The organism is Streptomyces sp. NPDC007189 (assembly GCF_040703635.1).
In the GTDB taxonomy this organism is placed as follows: Bacteria; Actinomycetota; Actinomycetes; order Streptomycetales; family Streptomycetaceae; genus Streptomyces.
On record NZ_JBEYEY010000011.1, the window covers coordinates 93,231 to 112,449 of the forward strand.

General features: G+C 72.4%; 16 protein-coding genes. 1 reads left to right on the forward strand and 15 read right to left on the reverse strand.

Going from position 1 to position 19,219, the window contains the following annotated elements; genetic code table 11:
- Positions 1–47: 47 nt before the first annotated feature.
- The 3 genes from rpe to fmt form a co-directional block, all read right to left on the reverse strand.
- Positions 48–731 (reverse strand): ribulose-phosphate 3-epimerase, encoded by a 684-nt coding sequence (gene rpe, locus AB0950_RS22650; protein ID WP_360157526.1) that lies wholly within the window; start codon positions 729–731, stop codon positions 48–50.
- A 94-nt stretch (positions 732–825) separates the two neighbouring features.
- Positions 826–2,244, reverse strand: coding sequence for a transcription antitermination factor NusB (locus tag AB0950_RS22655; protein WP_366779301.1), 1,419 nt, complete (start codon positions 2,242–2,244; stop codon positions 826–828).
- 81 nt (positions 2,245–2,325) lie between these two features.
- On the reverse strand, positions 2,326–3,258 hold the full coding sequence (gene fmt / locus AB0950_RS22660; RefSeq protein ID WP_366779302.1) for a methionyl-tRNA formyltransferase: 933 nt from the start codon (positions 3,256–3,258) through the stop codon (positions 2,326–2,328).
- Between the two features lie 256 nt (positions 3,259–3,514).
- On the opposite strand from fmt, the gene AB0950_RS22665 reads away from it, so the two are divergent.
- The gene (locus AB0950_RS22665; protein ID WP_360157517.1) at positions 3,515–4,057 is read left to right on the forward strand and encodes a hypothetical protein; all 543 of its coding nucleotides are present in this window, start codon (positions 3,515–3,517) and stop codon (positions 4,055–4,057) included.
- 162 nt (positions 4,058–4,219) lie between these two features.
- On the opposite strand, the gene AB0950_RS22670 is transcribed toward AB0950_RS22665, so the two are convergent.
- The 12 genes from AB0950_RS22670 to AB0950_RS22725 all read right to left on the reverse strand — a co-directional run bounded on the left by AB0950_RS22670 (position 4,220) and on the right by AB0950_RS22725 (position 19,217).
- Complete coding sequence (locus AB0950_RS22670; RefSeq protein ID WP_360157515.1) at positions 4,220–6,367, reverse strand: primosomal protein N'; 2,148 nt, start codon at positions 6,365–6,367, stop codon at positions 4,220–4,222.
- Between the two features lie 218 nt (positions 6,368–6,585).
- Complete coding sequence (metK, locus tag AB0950_RS22675) at positions 6,586–7,794, reverse strand: methionine adenosyltransferase (protein ID WP_360157512.1); 1,209 nt, start codon at positions 7,792–7,794, stop codon at positions 6,586–6,588.
- Positions 7,795–8,036: 242 nt separating this feature from the next.
- Entirely contained in the window at positions 8,037–9,239 is a 1,203-nt protein-coding gene (gene coaBC / locus AB0950_RS22680) for a bifunctional phosphopantothenoylcysteine decarboxylase/phosphopantothenate--cysteine ligase CoaBC (protein ID WP_360157509.1), read from the reverse strand.
- A 115-nt stretch (positions 9,240–9,354) separates the two neighbouring features.
- Entirely contained in the window at positions 9,355–9,627 is a 273-nt protein-coding gene (gene rpoZ, locus AB0950_RS22685) for a DNA-directed RNA polymerase subunit omega (protein WP_003982715.1), read from the reverse strand.
- Positions 9,628–9,678: 51 nt separating this feature from the next.
- Positions 9,679–10,236: a guanylate kinase gene (gmk, locus tag AB0950_RS22690; protein ID WP_360157506.1), complete on the reverse strand. Its 558-nt coding sequence runs from the start codon at positions 10,234–10,236 to the stop codon at positions 9,679–9,681.
- A gap of 72 nt (positions 10,237–10,308) precedes the next feature.
- Positions 10,309–10,632 (reverse strand): integration host factor, encoded by a 324-nt coding sequence (locus AB0950_RS22695; RefSeq protein WP_003977346.1) that lies wholly within the window; start codon positions 10,630–10,632, stop codon positions 10,309–10,311.
- 300 nt (positions 10,633–10,932) lie between these two features.
- A complete protein-coding gene (pyrF, locus tag AB0950_RS22700) occupies positions 10,933–11,778 on the reverse strand; it encodes an orotidine-5'-phosphate decarboxylase (protein WP_366779303.1) in 846 nt (281 codons plus the stop codon).
- Positions 11,775–12,881: a quinone-dependent dihydroorotate dehydrogenase gene (locus AB0950_RS22705; RefSeq protein ID WP_366779304.1), complete on the reverse strand. Its 1,107-nt coding sequence runs from the start codon at positions 12,879–12,881 to the stop codon at positions 11,775–11,777. The genes pyrF and AB0950_RS22705 overlap by 4 nt, the downstream gene beginning before the upstream one ends.
- A gap of 52 nt (positions 12,882–12,933) precedes the next feature.
- Positions 12,934–16,242 (reverse strand): carbamoyl-phosphate synthase large subunit, encoded by a 3,309-nt coding sequence (carB, locus tag AB0950_RS22710; protein ID WP_360573897.1) that lies wholly within the window; start codon positions 16,240–16,242, stop codon positions 12,934–12,936.
- Positions 16,235–17,377 carry a glutamine-hydrolyzing carbamoyl-phosphate synthase small subunit gene (carA, locus tag AB0950_RS22715; protein WP_360157494.1) on the reverse strand — a complete coding sequence of 381 codons (1,143 nt, stop codon included), beginning with the start codon at positions 17,375–17,377 and terminating at the stop codon, positions 16,235–16,237. Before carA ends, carB begins: the two co-directional genes overlap by 8 nt.
- Positions 17,374–17,934 carry a hypothetical protein gene (locus tag AB0950_RS22720; protein ID WP_360157491.1) on the reverse strand — a complete coding sequence of 187 codons (561 nt, stop codon included), beginning with the start codon at positions 17,932–17,934 and terminating at the stop codon, positions 17,374–17,376. Before AB0950_RS22720 ends, carA begins: the two co-directional genes overlap by 4 nt.
- Positions 17,931–19,217: a dihydroorotase gene (locus AB0950_RS22725; protein WP_360157488.1), complete on the reverse strand. Its 1,287-nt coding sequence runs from the start codon at positions 19,215–19,217 to the stop codon at positions 17,931–17,933. The genes AB0950_RS22720 and AB0950_RS22725 overlap by 4 nt, the downstream gene beginning before the upstream one ends.
- Between the last annotated feature and the right edge of the window lie 2 nt (positions 19,218–19,219).

Here is a 19,219-nt window from a genome sequence, read left to right on the forward strand (position 1 = left end):
TCCGCCCTGTAGGGCGGCCTTCACTTAACCGTTCACGTAGCTGTGGCTCAGTGGTCGCATGCCCAGGACGCCTGCGCGGTGGCCGCCTCCGCCTGCGCGCGCAGTGCCCGGACCGCTTCCGCCGGGTCCTTGGCGCCGTAGACGGCCGAGCCTGCCACGAAGACGTCCGCTCCCGCGTCCGCGCACCGCTCGATCGTCGAGGCCGAGACGCCGCCGTCGACCTGGAGCCACAACTGCAGGCCGTGCTTGTCGATCAGCTCCCTGGTCCGGCGGATCTTGGGCAGCATGATGTCGAGGAACGCCTGGCCGCCGAAGCCGGGCTCGACCGTCATGATCAGCAGCATGTCGAGTTCCGGCAGCAGGTCCTCGAACGGCTCGATCGGCGTCGCCGGCTTGAGCGCCATGGACGCGCGGGCGCCCTTGGCGCGGATCTCCCGGGCCAGCCGCACGGGAGCGGCGGCCGCCTCCACGTGGAAGGTGACGGAGGAGGCGCCCGCCTCGACGTACTGGGGCGCCCAGCGGTCGGGGTCCTCGATCATCAGATGGCAGTCCAGCGGGGTGTCCGTCGCTCGCGCCAGGGACTCCACGACCGGCACGCCGAGCGTGAGGTTCGGGACGAAGTGGTTGTCCATGACATCGACATGGAGCCAGTCGGCGCCTTGGACCGCCTTGGCCTCCTCCGCGAGGCGGGCGAAGTCGGCGGACAGGATGCTGGGGTTGATCTGGGCCATGCCCCAAGCCTGCCATGCCGCTGCGCTGGGCTGTAACGGCGGTTGGTATCGGTTGTGGTTCGGCTGCGGGTGAGGGGCGCTGCCCCCACCGGCGTCAAGCAGTTCTGCGGATCAAGGCCAGGTACATCGCGTCCGTGCCGTGGAGGTGGGGCCAGAGCTGGATGTCGGGGCCGTCGCCCAGGTCCGGTACGCCGGGCAGCAGGGGACGGGCGTCGATCAGCTCGGTGTCCGGGTGCTGTTTGAGGACGTCGGAGACGACCGCTCGGGTCTCGGCCAGATGTGGGGAGCAGGTGGCGTAGCCGACGATCCCGCCGACGCGCACCGAGTCGAGGGCGGTGCGCAGGAGGGCGCGCTGGAGGGGGGCGAAGTTGTCCAGGTCCTCGGGGCGCCGCCGCCAGCGGGCCTCGGGGCGCCGGCGCAGTGCGCCGAGTCCGGTGCACGGGACGTCCATGAGCACGCGGTCGAAGGCGCCGGGCCGCCATGGGGGCCGGGTCCCGTCGGCGGCGATGACCTGGTACGGCCCCGGGTTGCCGGCCAGCGCCTTGGCGACCAGCCCCGCCCGGTGCGGCTGCTTCTCGGAGGCGAGCAGGGTGGCGCCGCGTTCGGCGGCGAGGGCGGCCAGCAGCGCGGCCTTGCCGCCGGGCCCCGCGCACCCGTCGAGCCAGGTGCTGTCGGGCCCTTCGAGGGGCGCGTTGGCGAGTGCCAGGGCGACCAGCTGGCTGCCCTCGTCCTGCACTCCGGCCCGTCCCTCGCGCACGGCCTCGACCGCACCGGGCTCGCCGCCCTCGGCGAGCCGCACGGCGTACGGCGACCAGCGCCCCGCTACGGCGGCGTCCTCGCGCAGCAGTTCCTCGGCGGTGGCCCGCCCCGGCCGCGCCACCAGGGTCACCTCGGGCCGTTCGTTGTCGGCCTCCAGCAGGTCCTCGATGCCGGCGCGCCCGCCGCCGAGGGAGTCCCAGAGCGCGGAGACGACCCAGCGGGGATGCGAGTGCACGACGGCGAGATGGTCCTCGGGGTCCTCGTCGTAGGGCGGGGCGACCTTCTCCAGCCATCCGTCCAGGTCCTCCCGGGCGACTTTGCGCAGGACGGCGTTGACGAACTTGGCGCGCCCGTCGCCGAGCACCACCCGCGCCAGCTCGACCGTGGCCGACACGGCGGCGTGGGCCGGGATCCGCGTGCCCAGCAGCTGGTGCACGCCGAGGCTGATCACGTCGAGCACCGGCGGGTCGACCTCGCCGAGCGGCCGGTCGACGCAGGCGGCGATCACCGCGTCGTACGTCCCCTGCCGCCGCAGCGTGCCGTACACCAGCTCGGTGGCGAGGGCGGCGTCCCGCGCGTCGAAGTCGCCCTTCTCGCGGGCCTTGCGCAGCAGCGGAGGCAGCACGAGGTTGGCGTAGGCGTCCCGCTCGTCGACCGCGCGCAGCGCCTCGAAGGCGAGGATGCGGACGGGGTCCTTCTGCGGACGGCGGTAGGGCTTGGCGGGCCTGCGGGGGCGCCGGGACTGCTCGCTCACGAAAAAGGTGCTCCGGATGTGAAGAAGGGGATGCGCCTTTCCAGCGTACGTCGGCGCGTCCCCGCCTCCTGCTGCCGGGGCTCAGCCGCCGAGCGTCTCGCTCTCGCCGATGCGCACGCCGCGCGCCCAGTCGGCGGCGCGCATCGGCTTCTTGCCCTGGGCCTGCACCCACAGCAGCTCGACGGCGTACGAACCGGTGCCGACGTGCACGCTGTTCTTCCCGACGGCCGGCTGTCCGGGCGCGAGGTCGGTGCGCTCGGGCACGGGCGTGACCTGGATGAGCTTGAGCCGCTCGCCGCGGAAGGTGGTCCAGGCACCGGGCGCCGGGGTGCAGCCGCGCACGACCCGGTCCACGCGCAGCGCGGGCGCGGCCCAGTCGACCTGGGCGTCCTCGACGGTGATCTTCGGTGCGACGGTGATGCCCTCGGCCGGCTGCGGCACGGCCTTCAGGGTGCCGTCCTCGATGCCGTCCATGGTCGCGGCGAGCAGTCCCGCGCCCGCGAAGGCGAGCCGGGTGAGCAGGTCGCCACTGGTGTCGGTGGGCCGGATTGCCTCGGTCACGGTGCCGTAGACGGGCCCGGAGTCCAGGCCCTCCTCGATGAGGAACGTCGACGCCCCGGTGATCTCGTCGCCGGCCATGATGGCGTGCTGCACCGGCGCCGCCCCGCGCCACGCGGGCAGCAGCGAGAAGTGCAGGTTGACCCAGCCGTGGGCGGGGATGTCGAGGGCGACGCGGGGCAGCAGGGCGCCGTAGGCGACGACCGGGCAGCAGTCCGGGGCGATCTCGCTGAGCCGCTCGAGGAACTCGGGATCCCTCGGCTTGACCGGCTTCAGCACCTCGATCCCGGCCTCCTCCGCCCGCTCGGCCACGGGCGACGCGACCAGCCTGCGCCCGCGCCCGGCCGGCGCGTCGGGCCGCGTGACGACGGCGGCGACCTCGTGCCGCCCGGAGGCGATCAGAGCGTCCAGGGCGGGAACGGCGACCTCGGGGGTACCGGCGAAGACAAGCTTCATGGGCGGGATCGGGCCTCTCGGGCGGGGGTTGACCGGGCAGCGCACCAGTCTATGACCCCGGAAGAGGAACCGCGGGCGGGAGCACAAACCGCACACCACGGGCGGCGCACACCAGCCCGCACCGGCGTATGCATATGCCCGTACGCCCCCAGCCCGTGACCAGCGGAGCGCCCACGCGTTGGTCAAGAAAGAGTTGACCACATAGGGCCGCTTTCTCGGCCCGATTCCTTTCAACGCCGGTTCGAGAGGCTTGTTCATGGCCGACCACGCAACCCACGACGCCCAGGCCCGGGCCAGCCTGCACTTGCTGGTGCGGGACATCGAGCGGGTCCGCCGGCAGGTGGACGCACTGCGCACGCTCACCGCCCAGCTGGGCAACGTCTACCGCCCGCGCCGCTCCGGCCCGTCCACGGGCTTCGTCGTCTACGGACGCGCCCCCGCCCCGACGGTGCGCCTCGCCCAGGAACTCCGGGACAGCGTCGAGACCCTCGTCACGGCGGCCGTGGACTTCGACCGCTCCCTCGGCTTCTCGTGGGACGCGGTGGGCTCGGCGCTCGGCGTCACCAAGCAGGCGGTGCACCGCCGTTACGGCGCACGCCGCGCCGCGGCCCAGGCGGCGGCCGAGGCCGAGCGGGCCACGGAGCCGTCCGGCACCCGCACGGTCAACGTGAACACCGGTCTGCCCACGGTCCCGACGGTCCCCGCGGCCCGTTCCATGCCGACGCAGCCGACCGCGGGCAGCCAGTGCCTGCGCGACGACGCCCGCCCGACGGCCTTCCCCGGCCCGCGCAACCCCTGATCCACGGCGGACCGTCCGCCGTCTCCTCCCTGCCCTCCCGGACATCCGGGAGGGCAGACGTGCGCAGCAGGGCAGGCGTGCGGAAGAGGAACTTGTCACCCGCGCCCACCGGCCAGCCAGCCACCGGCGGGCGCCGCGACCGGCAGCAGGTCTGCCGGCCGCTCAGCCGATGTCCGGCGGATCGATCCGCACCCGCACCGCCTCCCCGCTCCCCCGCGCCATACGCGCGGCCTGCGCGGTCTTCAGCGCGGAGGCCAGCGCGGACCCGCTGCCCGGTGGGACCCGGACCAGCGCCCGGTCCCAGTGCTCACCCGGCGGCGGCGCTCCCGGCCTGCGGGGCCCGCCGGGCGGCGCCGGCGGTATCGGCACTGGCCCCAACACCTCCGCGTCCGGCGGCAGTTCGACCGACGCGAGGAACTCGGCGACGGCCGCGGACGTCCCGGACACCGCCGCCATCCGCGACACGGGCGGGAAGCCCAGTTCGGCGCGTTCGGCCAGTTCGCGCACCGCGTGCCCGACGGGGTCCCAGCGCACCAGCGCCTGCACCGGCCGCAGGGTCGGCTCGGCCACCACGACCACCGTGCCGCCCTCGCTCTGCGGCCGTACCAGCGCTGCCGCCGCGATCCACCGGCGCAGCGCGTCCTCGCCGGCCCGCAGGTCCGGTCGTACGAGCATGGCCCAGCCGTCCAGCAGGAGGGCCGCCGCGTATCCGCCCTCGGCGACCGGTTCGGCCCCCGGTGTGCTCACCACCAGCGCGGGCGTGCCCGGCACCGTGTCCAGCACGTGCTCCCGCCCCGAGGTGCGCACCGGGACGGCGGGGAAGGCCCGCCCCAGCTCCTCGGCCGTACGCCGGGCCCCGACGACCTGGGCGCGCAGCCGGAACCCGCCGCACTCGGGGCAGTGCCAGGCGCTCTCCTCGCGCCCGCACCAGCCGCACCGCAGCACGCCCGCGTCCTGCCCCTGCAACGGGCCTGAGCAGTGCCGGCAGCGGGCGGGGGCCCGGCACTGCGCGCAGGCCATGCGGGGTGCGTAACCGCGCCGGGGCACCTGGACCAGCACGGGTCCGTGCCGCAGCCCCTCGCGGGCCGTCTGCCAGGCGAGGGTGGGCAGCCGGGCGGCGCGGGCGGCCTCGTCGCGCGCGAGGTCGCCGTCCCCGACGGTGCGGACGAGCGGCGCGGTCCGGCGCACCTGGTCGCGGCCGGCGACCAGCGGCCGGGCCCAGCCGCTCTCGACGAGCTGGGCGGCCTCGACGGTGCAGTCGAAGCCGCCGAGCAGGAAGGCGCACTTGTCCAGCGCGGCGCGCAGCAGCAGCACGTCGCGCGCGTGCGGCTGCGGGGCGTGCTGCTCGCTGTGGCTGTCGTCGCCGTCGTCCCAGATGGCGACGAGCCCCAGGTCCTGCACGGGCGCGAACATGGCGGCCCGGGTCCCGACCACGGCCCGTACGGACCCCCGCCGTACGGCGAGCCACTGTGCGTACCGCTTCTCGGGCCCGGCGTCGGCGGTGAGCAGCGCGTGCCGGCCGGCGCCGAGCAGCGCGGTGAGCGCGGCGTCGACGCGCGCGGCGGCCCGCCCGTCCGGTACGACGACCAGGGCGCCGCGTCCGGAGGCGAGCGTGGCGGCGACGGCGCGGGCCAGTTCCTCGCTCCACAGCGGGCCCGGCAGCGCGTTCCAGACGGCCCTGGGCGCTCCGCCGGTGGCGAGGGCGTGGAGGAAGGCGCTGCCGTGCTCGTAGCGCCCCCAGGAGCCCGTCTCGGGCGCTTCGGGCGGGGCCAGCGGCGCGGGGGACGGCCGCTGCTCCGCTCGTGCGTTGCGGGGCGGCACGGCCAGCTGGAGGACGTCGGCGAGGCTTCCGGCGTACCGGTCGGCGACGGCTCGCGCGAGATTGAGCAGCTCCTCGCTCAGCACGCGCTCCGGGGAGACGACCTGGGCCAGTGCGGCCAGCGGCCCGCTGTAGTCGGACTCGGCGCGGCGCTCGACGAGGAAGCCGTCGATGAGCCCGCCGCCCTCACGGCGCCCCTCGCGCACCCGGTGCCGCCCGGCCCCGAACCGCACCCGCACCCGCACGCCCGGCTGTGCGTCGGCGTCCAGCTCGGCGGGGACCGCGTAGTCGAAGTACCGGTCGAGGTGCAGCACGCCCTTGTCGACGAGCACCCGGGCGACGGGCAGCTCCTCGGCGAGCGCGGCCCCCCGCCAGGTGCGCGGCTTGGCCCGCGGCGCCCGCGCCTTGCGCACGCTCTCCCGGATCAGCGCGAGCTGCTCCGGCGGCGCCCCTTCGGCCCCGCCGCCCCCCGGCTCGTTCTCGCTGCTCACCCTTGCATTCTTACCAAACCCCACCGACAACCGGCCTCCGCCGACGAACAGGCCCCGCGGACAGCGCCCCCACCTGGCAGGGGAGCTGACGACGGGCACGGCCGCCGGATCCGGCTGACCCCGGCCGACTGAGACCCGAAAGGCCAAGGCCCGGGCCCCAAGACGCGCCGAGGCCCGGCCCCCAAGACGGGAGCCGGGCCTCGTTGTGAGCGGGCGGTTTACAGGCCCACGGCTGCGCGCAGGGCGTCCACGCGGTCCGTGCGCTCCCAGGTGAAGTCGGGCAGCTCGCGGCCGAAGTGGCCGTAGGCGGCCGTCTGGGCGTAGATCGGGCGGAGCAGGTCGAGGTCGCGGATGATGGCGGCCGGACGGAGGTCGAAGACCTCGTCGATCGCCTTCTCGATCTTCTCGGAGTCGACCTTGGCGGTGCCGAAGGTCTCCACGAACAGGCCGACCGGCTCGGCCTTGCCGATCGCGTAGGCGACCTGGACCTCGCAGCGGGAGGCCAGGCCCGCCGCCACCACGTTCTTGGCGACCCAGCGCATCGCGTACGCCGCCGAGCGGTCCACCTTGGACGGGTCCTTGCCGGAGAAGGCGCCGCCGCCGTGGCGGGCCATGCCGCCGTAGGTGTCGATGATGATCTTGCGGCCGGTCAGGCCGGCGTCGCCCATCGGGCCGCCGATCTCGAAACGGCCGGTCGGGTTGACCAGCAGGCGGTAGCCCTCGGTGTCGAGCTTGATGCCCTCGTCCAGCAGCGCCTTCAGCTCCGGCTCCACGACGAACTCGCGGATGTCGGGGGCGAGCAGCGACTCCAGGTCGATGTCGGAGGCGTGCTGCGAGGAGACGACCACCGTGTCGAGACGGACGGCCTTGTCGCCGTCGTACTCGATGGTGACCTGCGTCTTGCCGTCCGGGCGCAGGTAGGGGATGGTGCCGTTCTTGCGCACGTCGGACAGCCGCTTGGACAGGCGGTGGGCCAGGAAGATCGGCAGCGGCATGAGGGTCGGCGTCTCGTCCGAGGCGTAGCCGAACATCAGGCCCTGGTCGCCGGCGCCCTGCCGGTCCAGCTCGTCGTCGTCGCCCTCGACCCGGGCCTCGTACGCCGCGTCGACGCCCTGCGCGATGTCCGGGGACTGCGCGCCGATGGAGACCGACACACCGCAGGAGGCGCCGTCGAAGCCCTTCTTGGAGGAGTCGTAGCCGATCTCGAGGATCTTGCTGCGGACCAGGGTCGCGATGTCCGCGTAGGCCTTGGTCGTCACCTCGCCGGCCACGTGCACCAGGCCGGTGGTGATCAGCGTCTCGACGGCGACCCGGGAGGTCGGGTCCTCGCGCAGAAGCGCGTCGAGAATGGTGTCGCTGATCTGGTCAGCGATCTTGTCGGGGTGACCCTCGGTCACGGACTCCGAGGTGAACAGGCGACGGGACACAACGCTCCCTGGGGTTGCAGCGGCTGCTGGCTGATCATTTGCGGTCGACGCACGGAGGCTGCGCCCGGCGTCGGCCGTGAACAGTTTATCGGTCGCACTCGGCCGATGGGCCACCTGTCTCGCCTCTCGGGAGCGCTGTGACCTGCGGCACGGGCATTCTGCCCAATGCCGGGCGGCATTGGCCAGGGCCGCCACACCCGAATTGAGCCTGACGTGCACCTGCCGCCGACGCCGGGCGGACCTCAGCCCAGGCGCTGGGCGACGAGGTCCCAGACGACGTCGGCGAGGGCTTCCTTGGGTCCGTGCGGCACGGGGGTCTCGCTGCCGTCGGCGCCCAGCACCACGGCCTCGTTCTCCTCGGAGCCGAACGTCTTGCGCTCCCCGACCTCGTTGACCACGAGCAGGTCGCAGCCCTTGCGGGCGAGCTTGGCGCGTCCGTTGGCGAGGACGTCGTCGGTCTCGGCGGCGAAGCCGACGACCACCTGGCCGGGGCGGGCGCGCTCGGCGGAGATCTCCGCGAGGACGTCGGGGTTGCGCACCAGGACGACCGGGTCGGGGTCCTGGCCGTCCTTCTTCTTGATCTTGCCGGTCGCGTAGGCCGCGGGGCGGAAGTCGGCGACGGCGGCGGCCATGACGACCGCGTCGGCGTCCGCCGCCGCCTTCAGGACGGCCTCGCGCAGCTGGACGGCCGTGCCGACCGGTACGACGTCCACGCCCGCCGGGTCGGGCAGACCTGCGTTGGCGGCGATCAGGGTGACCCGGGCGCCGCGGGCGGCGGCGGTGCGGGCGAGGGCGTAGCCCTGCTTGCCGGAGGAGCGGTTGCCGAGGAAGCGCACCGGGTCCAGGGGCTCGCGGGTGCCGCCGGCGGAGACGACGACATGCCGCCCCTTCAGGTCGGGCTCGGTGACGCCCCGGGCCAGCACCCGGCGGCAGACCTCGAAGATCTCCACCGGATCGGGCAGCCGGCCCTTGCCGGTGTCGACGCCGGTGAGCCGGCCGACGGCGGGCTCGATGACGACGGCGCCGCGGCGGCGCAGCGTGGCCACGTTCTCCTGGGTGGCCGGGTGCTCCCACATCTCGGTGTGCATCGCGGGCGCGAAGACGACCGGGCAGCGGGCGGTGAGGAGGGTGTTGGTCAGCAGGTCGTCGGCGAGGCCGTGGGCGGCCTTGGCGAGCATGTCGGCGGTGGCGGGCGCGACCACGACCAGGTCGGCGTGCTGGCCGATGCGGACGTGCGGGACCTCGTGGACGTCGTCCCAGACGTCCGTCGCCACCGGGTTGCCGGACAGGGCGGACCAGGTGGCGGCGCCGACGAAGTGCAGCGCGGAGGCGGTGGGCACCACGCGCACGTCATGGCCCGACTCCGTGAATCTGCGCAGCAGCTCACAGGCCTTGTAGGCGGCGATGCCGCCGCTGACGCCCAGAACGACCTTCGGCTTGTCCACGCTCACTCCCCGGACTCGGAACCCTGCACACCCCATGACACACCACAGGCCCGGCAGAGTGACTGCCGGGCCTGTGGACAAGTCGATCGCAGTCTGACCATACGACCGCGAAGTGCTACTGCGCCGGGCCCTCGACGGCCTCGGAGGTCAGCAGGCCGGCGTTGATCTCACGCAGGGCGATCGACAGCGGCTTCTCGTGGACGTGGGTGTCGACGAGGGGACCGACGTACTCGAGCAGGCCCTCGCCGAGCTGCGAGTAGTACGCGTTGATCTGGCGGGCCCGCTTGGCCGCGTAGATCACGAGGCTGTACTTCGAGTCGGTGGCCTCAAGCAACTCGTCGATCGGCGGGTTGATGATGCCCTCGGGCGCGGTGATGGAAGAGGACACGCTCTACCTTCCGATGGGTGGGAAAAGACCATTCATGACCACGCAACGTGATCACACAACATCCATCAAGGCTAGCAGCTCGCGCGCCACGTCCTCGACGGAGGTGTTGACCAAGGTCGTATCGAACTCCGGCTCGGCCGCCAGCTCGGTCCTGGCCGCCTCCAGGCGGCGCTCGATGACCTCGGGCGGCTCGGTGCCCCGGCCGGTCAGCCTGCGCACCAGCTCCTCCCAGGAGGGCGGAGCCAGGAACACCAGCTGGGCGTCCGCCATGGACTCCCGCACCTGCCGGGCGCCCTGGAGGTCGATCTCCAGCAGGACCGGCTCCCCCTTCTCCAGCCGCTCCTGCACGGCCGCGCGGGGCGTGCCGTAGCGGTTGCCGGCGAACTCGGCCCACTCCAGCAGCTCGCCGTTGGCGATCAGCTTGTCCATCTCGTCGTCGGTGACGAAGAAGTAGTGGACTCCGTGCTTCTCGCCGGGGCGCGGCTTGCGGGTGGTGGCCGACACCGAGAGCCAGACCTCGGGGTGTTCCTTGCGCATATGGGCGACGACCGTGCTCTTGCCGACCCCCGAGGGGCCGGAGAGCACGGTCAGCCGCGGACGTTCACTCATGCAGCGATTATTCCAGCAATCCCGGTGTGCCCGGGACTCCCGGTCCGACTCCCCCTGCGCGGGGAGACGAGCTCAGGAGCCGGTGCTGCCGAACTCACGCTCCAGGGAAGCGATCTGGTTGGAACCGAGACCGCGCACGCGGCGGCTCTCGGAGATGCCCAGACGCTCCATGATCTGCTTGGCGCGGACCTTGCCCACGCCCGGCAGCGACTCGAGCAGTGCGGAGACCTTCATCTTGCCGATGACGTCGTTCTCCTGGCCCTGCTTGATGACCTCGTGCAGGGAGGCGCCGGAGTGCTTGAGTCGATTCTTGACCTCGGCCCGCTCCCGGCGAGCCGCGGCGGCCTTTTCGAGCGCGGCTGCGCGCTGTTCGGGGGTAAGGGGCGGAAGAGCCACGCCTACGTCACCTCGGATGTCGAACTGTCGGATACGGACCGGTGAGGAACCTAGTCGCCCCACACCTGGGGAGCTACGAGCAACACGCTTCGCCCGTTCTCCCCCACTACCTCATGGGTGTGGGGGTGTCCCCACAGCTCGGAGACTAGCGGTCAAGGCCGCCAGAGTCAGCGAGAACAGCGGAAAAGTCCTGGTCAGCCTCCGCCAGGCCGGACATTTCCGACATTCTGCCCCCGATTTGAGGATGTATTCACACTCAAGTCGCCGCCAGGCCGCTCAGCCGAGCGCTCCTCGGTGGTCTCAGGCGCCGGAAACGGCCGCCCGGACCTCCTCCGCGAAGCGCTCCGCGGCCGCGCGCAGCGCCCCGACGTCGGGACCGTGCCGCAGCACACCCCGGCTGACGTTCGGCACGACGTTGCGCACCGCCGCCCCGAAGACCTTCGGAAGATCGGCCGCCGTGGCGCCCTGCGCGCCGACGCCGGGCGCGAGGAGCGGACCGTTGATCGCGAGGTCGTACGACGACAGGTCGCCGACCGTGGCGCCGACGACGGCGCCGAAGGAGCCCAGCGGCTCCTCCCCTGCGTTCTCGGCGGCCAGGTGGGCCAGCATGATCGCGCCCACACTCCGGCCGTCCGCGCGGACCGCGTGCTGGACCTCGGGCCCTTCCGGGTTGGAGGTCAGCGCCAGCACGAACAGACCGGCGCCGCTCTCCCGGGCCAGCGCCACGGCCGGGCCGAGCGAGCCGTAGCCGAGGTACGGCGAGACGGTCAGGGCGTCGGAGAACAGCGGGGCGTCCTTGTGCAGGTAGGCCTCGGCGTACCCGGCCATGGTCGAGCCGATGTCGCCGCGCTTGGCGTCCATCACGACGAGGGCGCCGGCCGCGCGCGCCTCCTGGACGACCTTCTCCAGCACGGCGACCCCGCGTGAGCCGAAGCGCTCGAAGAAGGCGCTCTGCGGCTTCATCACGGCGACCCGGCCGGCGACGGCCTCGACGACCGTGCGGCTGAACCGCTCCAGACCGGCCACGTCGTCGTTCAGGCCCCACTCGGCGAGCAGGGAGGCGTGCGGGTCGATGCCGACGCACAGCGGGCCGCGCTCGTCCATGGCGCGGCGCAGGCGGGCGCCGAAGGGCTCCATCGGGCTCATGCGGGCTTCCTCACGTCGGCGCCGACCGCGTCGGCGAGGGTGGCGTAGGGGCTGGTGCGCAGGCGGGCGGCGAGGCCCTTGTGGATCGCGCGGGACCAGAAGGGGCCCTCGTAGATGAAGGCGCTGTAGCCCTGGACCAGCGTGGCGCCGGCCAGGATGCGCTGCCAGGCGTCCTCGGCGGTCTCGACGCCGCCGACGCCCACCAGGGTGATCCGGTCGCCCACGCGCGCGTACAGGCGGCGCAGGACCTCCAGGGAGCGCGCCTTGAGCGGGGCGCCGGACAGACCGCCGGTCTCCTTCACCAGCGAGGGTGCGGACGTCAGGCCGAGCCCGTCGCGGGCGATGGTGGTGTTGGTGGCGATGATGCCGTCCAGGCCCAGCTCCACGGCCAGGTCGGCGACGGCGTCGATGTCCTCGTCGGCGAGGTCGGGGGCGATCTTCACCAGAAGCGGGACGCGCCGGTTGGCGACCACGCGGTCGGCGGCTTCGCGGACGGCGGTCAGCAGCGGGCGCAGCGCCTCGGTGGCCTGCAGGTTCCGCAGGCCGGGGGTGTTCGGCGAGGAGACGTTGACGACCAGGTAGTCCGCGTAGGGCGCGAGGCGCTCGGCCGACTTCACGTAGTCGCCGACGGCCTCCGCCTCCGGGACGACCTTGGTCTTGCCGATGTTGACGCCGACGACGGTCTTGAACACCGGCTCGCGGGTGGCCAGACGGGCGGCGACGGCAAGGGAGCCGTCGTTGTTGAAGCCCATGCGGTTGATCAGCGCGCGGTCGGCGACCAGGCGGAACAGCCGCTTCTTCGGGTTGCCCGGCTGCGGCTCGCCGGTGACCGTGCCGATCTCCACATGGTCGAAGCCCAGCATCGACATGCCGTCGATGGCGACCGCGTTCTTGTCGAAGCCGGCGGCCAGCCCGAACGGGCCGTGCATGCGCAGCCCGAAGGCCTCGGTGCGCAGCTCCTTGTAGCGGGGCGCGAGGGCGGCGGCGAGGAAGGTGCGCAGCACGGGGATGCGGACGGCGAGGCGGATCCAGCGGAAGGCGAGGTGGTGGGCCTTCTCGGGGTCCATGCGCTGGAAGACCAGGTTGAAAAAAATCTTGTACATGGTGTCCTCACGAAGAGGGGGACACCGTTTCCGGTGTCCCCCTCAAGGGCTGCTAGTCGCGGGCTGCGGTCAGGTGCTCCGCGTGTTCCTGGAGCGAGCGCACGCCCACGTCGCCGTGGTTGAGGGCGTCGATGCCCTGGACGGCCGCTGCGAGGGCCTGGACGGTCGTCAGGCACGGCACCGAGCGGGCCACGGCCGCCGTACGGATGTCGTAGCCGTCGAGGCGGCCGCCGGTGCCGTACGGGGTGTTGACGATGAGGTCGACCTCGCCGTCGTGGATGAGCTGGACGATGGTCCGCTCGCCGTTCGGGCCGGTGCCCTCGGACTGCTTGCGCACGACCGTGGCGTTGATGCCGTTGCGCTTGAGGACCTCGGCGGTGCCGGAGGTGGCCAGCAGCTCGAAGCCGTGCGCGACCAGCTCGCGCGCCGGGAAGATCATCGAGCGCTTGTCGCGGTTGGCGACCGAGATGAACGCCCGTCCCTTGGTGGGCAGCGGGCCGTACGCGCCCGCCTGCGACTTGGCGTACGCCGTGCCGAAGACGGAGTCGATGCCCATGACCTCGCCGGTGGAGCGCATCTCCGGGCCGAGGACGGTGTCGACGCCGCGGCCGTGGATGTCGCGGAAGCGCGACCACGGCATGACGGCCTCCTTGACGGAGATCGGCGCGTCCAGCGGCAGCTCGCCGCCGTCGCCGTTCTTCGGCAGCAGCCCCTCGGCGCGCAGCTCGGCGATGGTCGCGCCCAGCGAGATCCGGGCGGCGGCCTTCGCCAGCGGCACCGCGGTCGCCTTCGAGGTGAAGGGGACCGTACGGGAGGCGCGCGGGTTGGCCTCCAGGACGTAGAGGATGTCGCCGGCCATCGCGAACTGGATGTTGATCAGGCCGCGCACCCCGACACCGCGCGCGATGGCCTCGGTGGAGGCGCGCAGCCGCTTGATGTCGAAGCCGCCGAGGGTGATGGGGGGCAGGGCGCACGCCGAGTCGCCGGAGTGGATGCCGGCCTCCTCGATGTGCTCCATGACGCCGCCGAGGTACAGCTCCTCGCCGTCGTAGAGGGCGTCGACGTCGATCTCGATGGCGTCGTCCAGGAACCGGTCGACGAGGACCGGCCGGGAGGGGCTGATCTCGGTGGACTCGGCGATGTAGGCGGCGAGGCGGGTCTCGTCGTAGACGATCTCCATGCCGCGGCCGCCGAGGACGTACGACGGCCGGACCAGGACCGGGTAGCCGATCTCGTCGGCGATGGCCTTGGCCTCGGCGAACGTGGTGGCCGTGCCGTGCTTCGGGGCGGGCAGGCCCGCCTCGGCGAGGACCCGCCCGAAGGCGCCGCGGTCCTCGGCGGCGTGGATGGCCTCCGGGGAGGTGCCGACGATCGGCACGCCGTTGTCCTTCAGGGCCTGCGACAGGCCGAGCGGGGTCTGGCCGCCCAGCTGCACGATCACACCGGCGACCGGTCCGGCCTGCTGCTCGGCGTGGACGATCTCCAGCACGTCCTCCAGCGTGAGCGGCTCGAAGTACAGCCGGTCGGAGGTGTCGTAGTCGGTGGAGACGGTCTCCGGGTTGCAGTTGACCATCACGGTCTCGTACCCGGCGTCGGACAGCGCGAAGGAGGCGTGGACGCAGGAGTAGTCGAACTCGATGCCCTGGCCGATGCGGTTCGGGCCGGAGCCCAGGATGATGACGGCCGGCTTCTCGCGGGGCGCGACCTCGGACTCCTCGTCGTAGGCCGAGTAGAAGTACGGCGTCTTCGCGGCGAACTCGGCGGCGCAGGTGTCGACCGTCTTGTAGACCGGGCGGATGCCGAGCGCGTGCCGGACCTCGCGGACGACGTCCTCGCGCAGGCCGCGGATGTCGGCGACCTGCTGGTCGGAGAAGCCGTGCCGCTTGGCCTCGGCGAGCAGGTCGCGGGTCAGCTCGGGGGCCTCGGCCAGCTCGTCCGCGATCTCCTTGATCAGGAAGAGCTGGTCCACGAACCACGGGTCGATCTTCGTGTACTCGAAGACCTCCTCGGCCGTGGCGCCCGCGCGGATGGCCTGCATGACGGTGTTGATGCGGCCGTCGGTGGGCCGTACCGCCTCGCGGAGCAGCGCCTCCTTGTCGCCGGGGTCGCCCACGAAGGTGAACTGGCTGCCCTTCTTCTCCAGCGAGCGCAGCGCCTTCTGGAAGGCCTCGGGGAAGTTGCGGCCGATGGCCATGGCCTCGCCGACCGACTTCATGGTGGTGGTCAGCGTGGAGTCGGCCTGCGGGAACTTCTCGAAGGCGAACCGCGGCGCCTTGACGACGACGTAGTCGAGCGTGGGCTCGAAGGAGGCCGGGGTCTCCTGCGTGATGTCGTTCGGGATCTCGTCCAGGGTGTAGCCGACGGCCAGCTTGGCGGCGATCTTGGCGATCGGGAAGCCGGTGGCCTTGGAGGCCAGGGCCGACGAGCGCGACACGCGCGGGTTCATCTCGATGACGATCACGCGACCGTCCTCGGGGTTGACCGCGAACTGGATGTTGCAGCCGCCGGTGTCGACGCCGACCTCGCGGATGACGGCGATGCCGATGTCCCGCAGGATCTGGTACTCGCGGTCGGTCAGGGTCATCGCGGGCGCGACGGTGATCGAGTCACCGGTGTGCACGCCCATCGGGTCGAAGTTCTCGATGGAGCAGACGACCACGACGTTGTCGTTCTTGTCGCGCATGAGCTCCAGCTCGTACTCCTTCCAGCCGAGGATGGACTCCTCCAGGAGCACCTCGGTGGTCGGGGAGAGCGTGAGGCCCTGCCCGGCGATGCGGCGCAGCTCCTCCTCGTCGTGCGCGAAGCCGGAGCCGGCGCCGCCCATGGTGAAGGACGGGCGGACCACGACGGGGTAGCCGCCGAGGGTCTCGACGCCCTTGAGGACGTCGTCCATGGAGTGGCAGATGACCGAGCGGGCGGACTCGCCGTGCCCGATCTTCCTGCGGACCTCCTCCACGACCTCCTTGAACTGGTCGCGGTCCTCGCCCTTGTGGATCGCCTCGGGCCGGGCGCCGATCAGCTCCACGCCGTACTTGGCGAGGACGCCGTTCTCGTGCAGGGCGATGGCGGTGTTCAGGGCCGTCTGGCCGCCCAGGGTGGGCAGCAGGGCGTCGGGGCGCTCCTTGGCGATGATCTTCTCGACGAAGTCCGGGGTGATCGGCTCGACGTAGGTGGCGTCGGCGATCTCCGGGTCGGTCATGATCGTCGCCGGGTTGGAGTTGACGAGGACGACGCGCAGGCCTTCGGCCTTGAGCACGCGGCACGCCTGGGTGCCGGAGTAGTCGAACTCGGCGGCCTGGCCGATGACGATCGGGCCGGAGCCGATGACCAGGACGGACTGGATATCGGTGCGCTTAGGCACGCTGGCCCTCCATCAGGGAGACGAAGCGGTCGAACAGGTAGGCGGCGTCGTGCGGTCCCGCTGCCGCTTCGGGGTGGTACTGGACGGAGAAGGCCGGCTGGTCGAGCAGCTGCAGCCCCTCCACGACGTTGTCGTTCAGGCAGACGTGCGAGACCTCGGCGCGGCCGAACTTGGTCTCGCTGACCTTGTCGAGCGGCGCGTCCACGGCGAAGCCGTGGTTGTGCGCGGTGACCTCGACCTTGCCGGTCGTACGGTCCTGGACCGGCTGGTTGATGCCCCGGTGGCCGTACTTCAGCTTGTAGGTGCCGAAGCCGAGGGCGCGGCCGAGGATCTGGTTGCCGAAGCAGATGCCGAACAGGGGCGTCCTGCGTTCCAGGACGGCCGTCATGAGGGCCACCGGGCCGTCGGCGGTCGCCGGGTCGCCGGGGCCGTTGGAGAAGAACACGCCGTCCGGGCCGATCGCGAAGACCTCGTCGGCCGTGGCGGTGGCGGGCAGGACGTGCACCTCGATGCCGCGCTCGGCCATGCGCTGCGGGGTCATGCCCTTGATGCCGAGGTCGATCGCGGCGACCGTGAACTTCTTCTCGCCGATCGCGGGGACGACGTACGCCTCCTTGGTCGCGACCTCCTCGTACAGGCTCGCGCCCTTCATGTGCGGCTGGGCCTGCACGCGCGCGACAAGCTCGGACTCGGCGGCGATCGCCTCGCCGGAGAAGATGCCGGCGCGCATGGAACCGCGCTCGCGCAGGTGGCGGGTGAGCGCCCGGGTGTCGATGCCGGAGATGCCGACCACGCCCTGGCGCTCCAGCTCGTCGTCCAGGGAGCGCTTGGCGCGCCAGTTGGACGGCACGCGCGCGGGGTCGCGCACGACGTAGCCGGAGACCCAGATGCGGCCGGACTCGTCGTCCTCGTCGTTCCAGCCGGTGTTGCCGATCTGGGGGGCGGTCGCGACGACGATCTGGCGGTCGTACGACGGGTCGGTGAGGGTCTCCTGGTAGCCGGTCATGCCGGTGGAGAACACGGCCTCGCCGAAGGTCTCCCCCACGGCCCCGTAGGCACGGCCGCGGAAGAGGCGGCCGTCCTCCAGGACGAGTACGGCGGGAACCCTGTCAGCTCCCCTTGTGGAGGTCGTCATCGTGCGCCTTCCGTGTCGTTGGTCATCTGGTTCAGGGTGTCGACCCACTCGGTGTGCTCGGCCGCGTGGTCGGAGCGGAAGCCGGAGTCGATCAGCTTGTCGCCCAGCGCCCAGGTCACCACCAGCAGTCCGCCCTCGGTGAGGACCTTGCCGGCGATGCCCTTGTCCAGCCGGGCGCCGCGCAGTGCGGCGGCGGGGACGAAGAAGTCGCTCGCGCCGGGGCGCTCGACCTCCAGGCCCGCGTCGGTCAGGGTCAGCTCGGCCCGGCTGCGGGTGCCGAGGCCATGGGCCACGATGCGGTCCAGCCACTGGCCGGCCGTGGTGGAGCCGTGGTAGCGGCCGCTCATGCTCAGTTTCACCGGGCCGGTCTCCTCCGGCGCGCTGGGCGGCGCGGGCAGGTCGCTCTGGAGCGTGCCGCGCCACTTCCAGCCCTCGCGCATCAGCCAGTAGACGAGCGCGAGGAAGAGGGCGAGCCCGACGAGCCAGCCGATGCGGGCCGGCCAGTCGGTGACCGGGGCCGACTTCTCCGCCGCGGCCAGCAGGATTACAGGTGTCACGTGAGCTTCCCGTCGACGAGCGTGGCCTTGCCCCGCAGCCACGTGTGCGTCACACGGCCCGGCAGCTCACGTCCCGCGTACGGGGTGTTGCGGCTGCGCGAGGCGAAGCCCGCGGGGTCCACCTGGCCACGGTATGCCGCATCGACGAGGGTGAGGTTGGCGGGCTCACCAGCCGAGACGGGACGGCCGTGTCCGGTGGCCTGTCCGATCTGCGCGGGCTTGAAGGACATCCGGTCGGCGACGCCGGCCCAGTCCAGCAGGCCCGTGTCGACCATGGTCTCCTGCACCACTGACAACGCGGTCTCCAGGCCGACCATGCCCATGGCGGCGGCGGCCCACTCGCAGTCCTTGTCCTCGTGCGGGTGCGGGGCGTGGTCGGTGGCGACGATGTCGATCGTGCCGTCCGCCAGGGCCTCGCGCAGGGCGTGCACATCGCGCTCGGTGCGCAGCGGCGGGTTGACCTTGTAGACGGGGTTGTAGGTGCGCACCAGCTCGTCGGTGAGCAGCAGGTGGTGCGGGGTGACCTCGGCGGTGACGTCGATGCCGCGGGACTTGGCCCAGCGGACGATCTCGACGCTGCCGGCGGTCGACAGGTGGCAGATGTGGACGCGGGAGCCGACGTGCTCGGCGAGCAGCACGTCCCGGGCGATGATCGACTCCTCGGCGACGGCCGGCCAGCCGCCCAGGCCCAGCTCGGCGGAGACGACGCCCTCGTTCATCTGGGCGCCCTCGGTCAGCCGCGGCTCCTGCGCGTGCTGGGCGACGACCCCGCCGAAGGCCTTCACGTACTCCAGCGCGCGGCGCATGATCACCGCGTCGTCCACGCACTTGCCGTCGTCGGAGAAGACGGTGACGCCGGCAGCCGAGTCGTGCATGGCGCCCAGCTCGGCGAGCTTCCTGCCCTCCAGGCCGACGGTGACGGCGCCGATGGGCTGCACGTCGCAGTAGCCGTGCTCCTGGCCGAGCCGCCACACCTGCTCGACCACGCCGGCGGTGTCGGCGACGGGGAAGGTGTTGGCCATGGCGAACACGGCGGTGTAGCCGCCGGACGCGGCCGCGCGGGTGCCGGTCAGGACGGTCTCGGAGTCCTCGCGGCCGGGCTCGCGCAGGTGGGTGTGCAGGTCGACCAGGCCCGGCAGCAGCACCTTGCCGCCGGCCTCCACGACCTCGGCGCCCTCAACGGAGAGCCCGGTGCCCACCTCGGCGATGGTCTCGCCGTCGATCAGCACGTCCTGCGGTTCGCCGCCGAGCACCTTCGCACCACGGATCAGGGTCTTGCTCATGC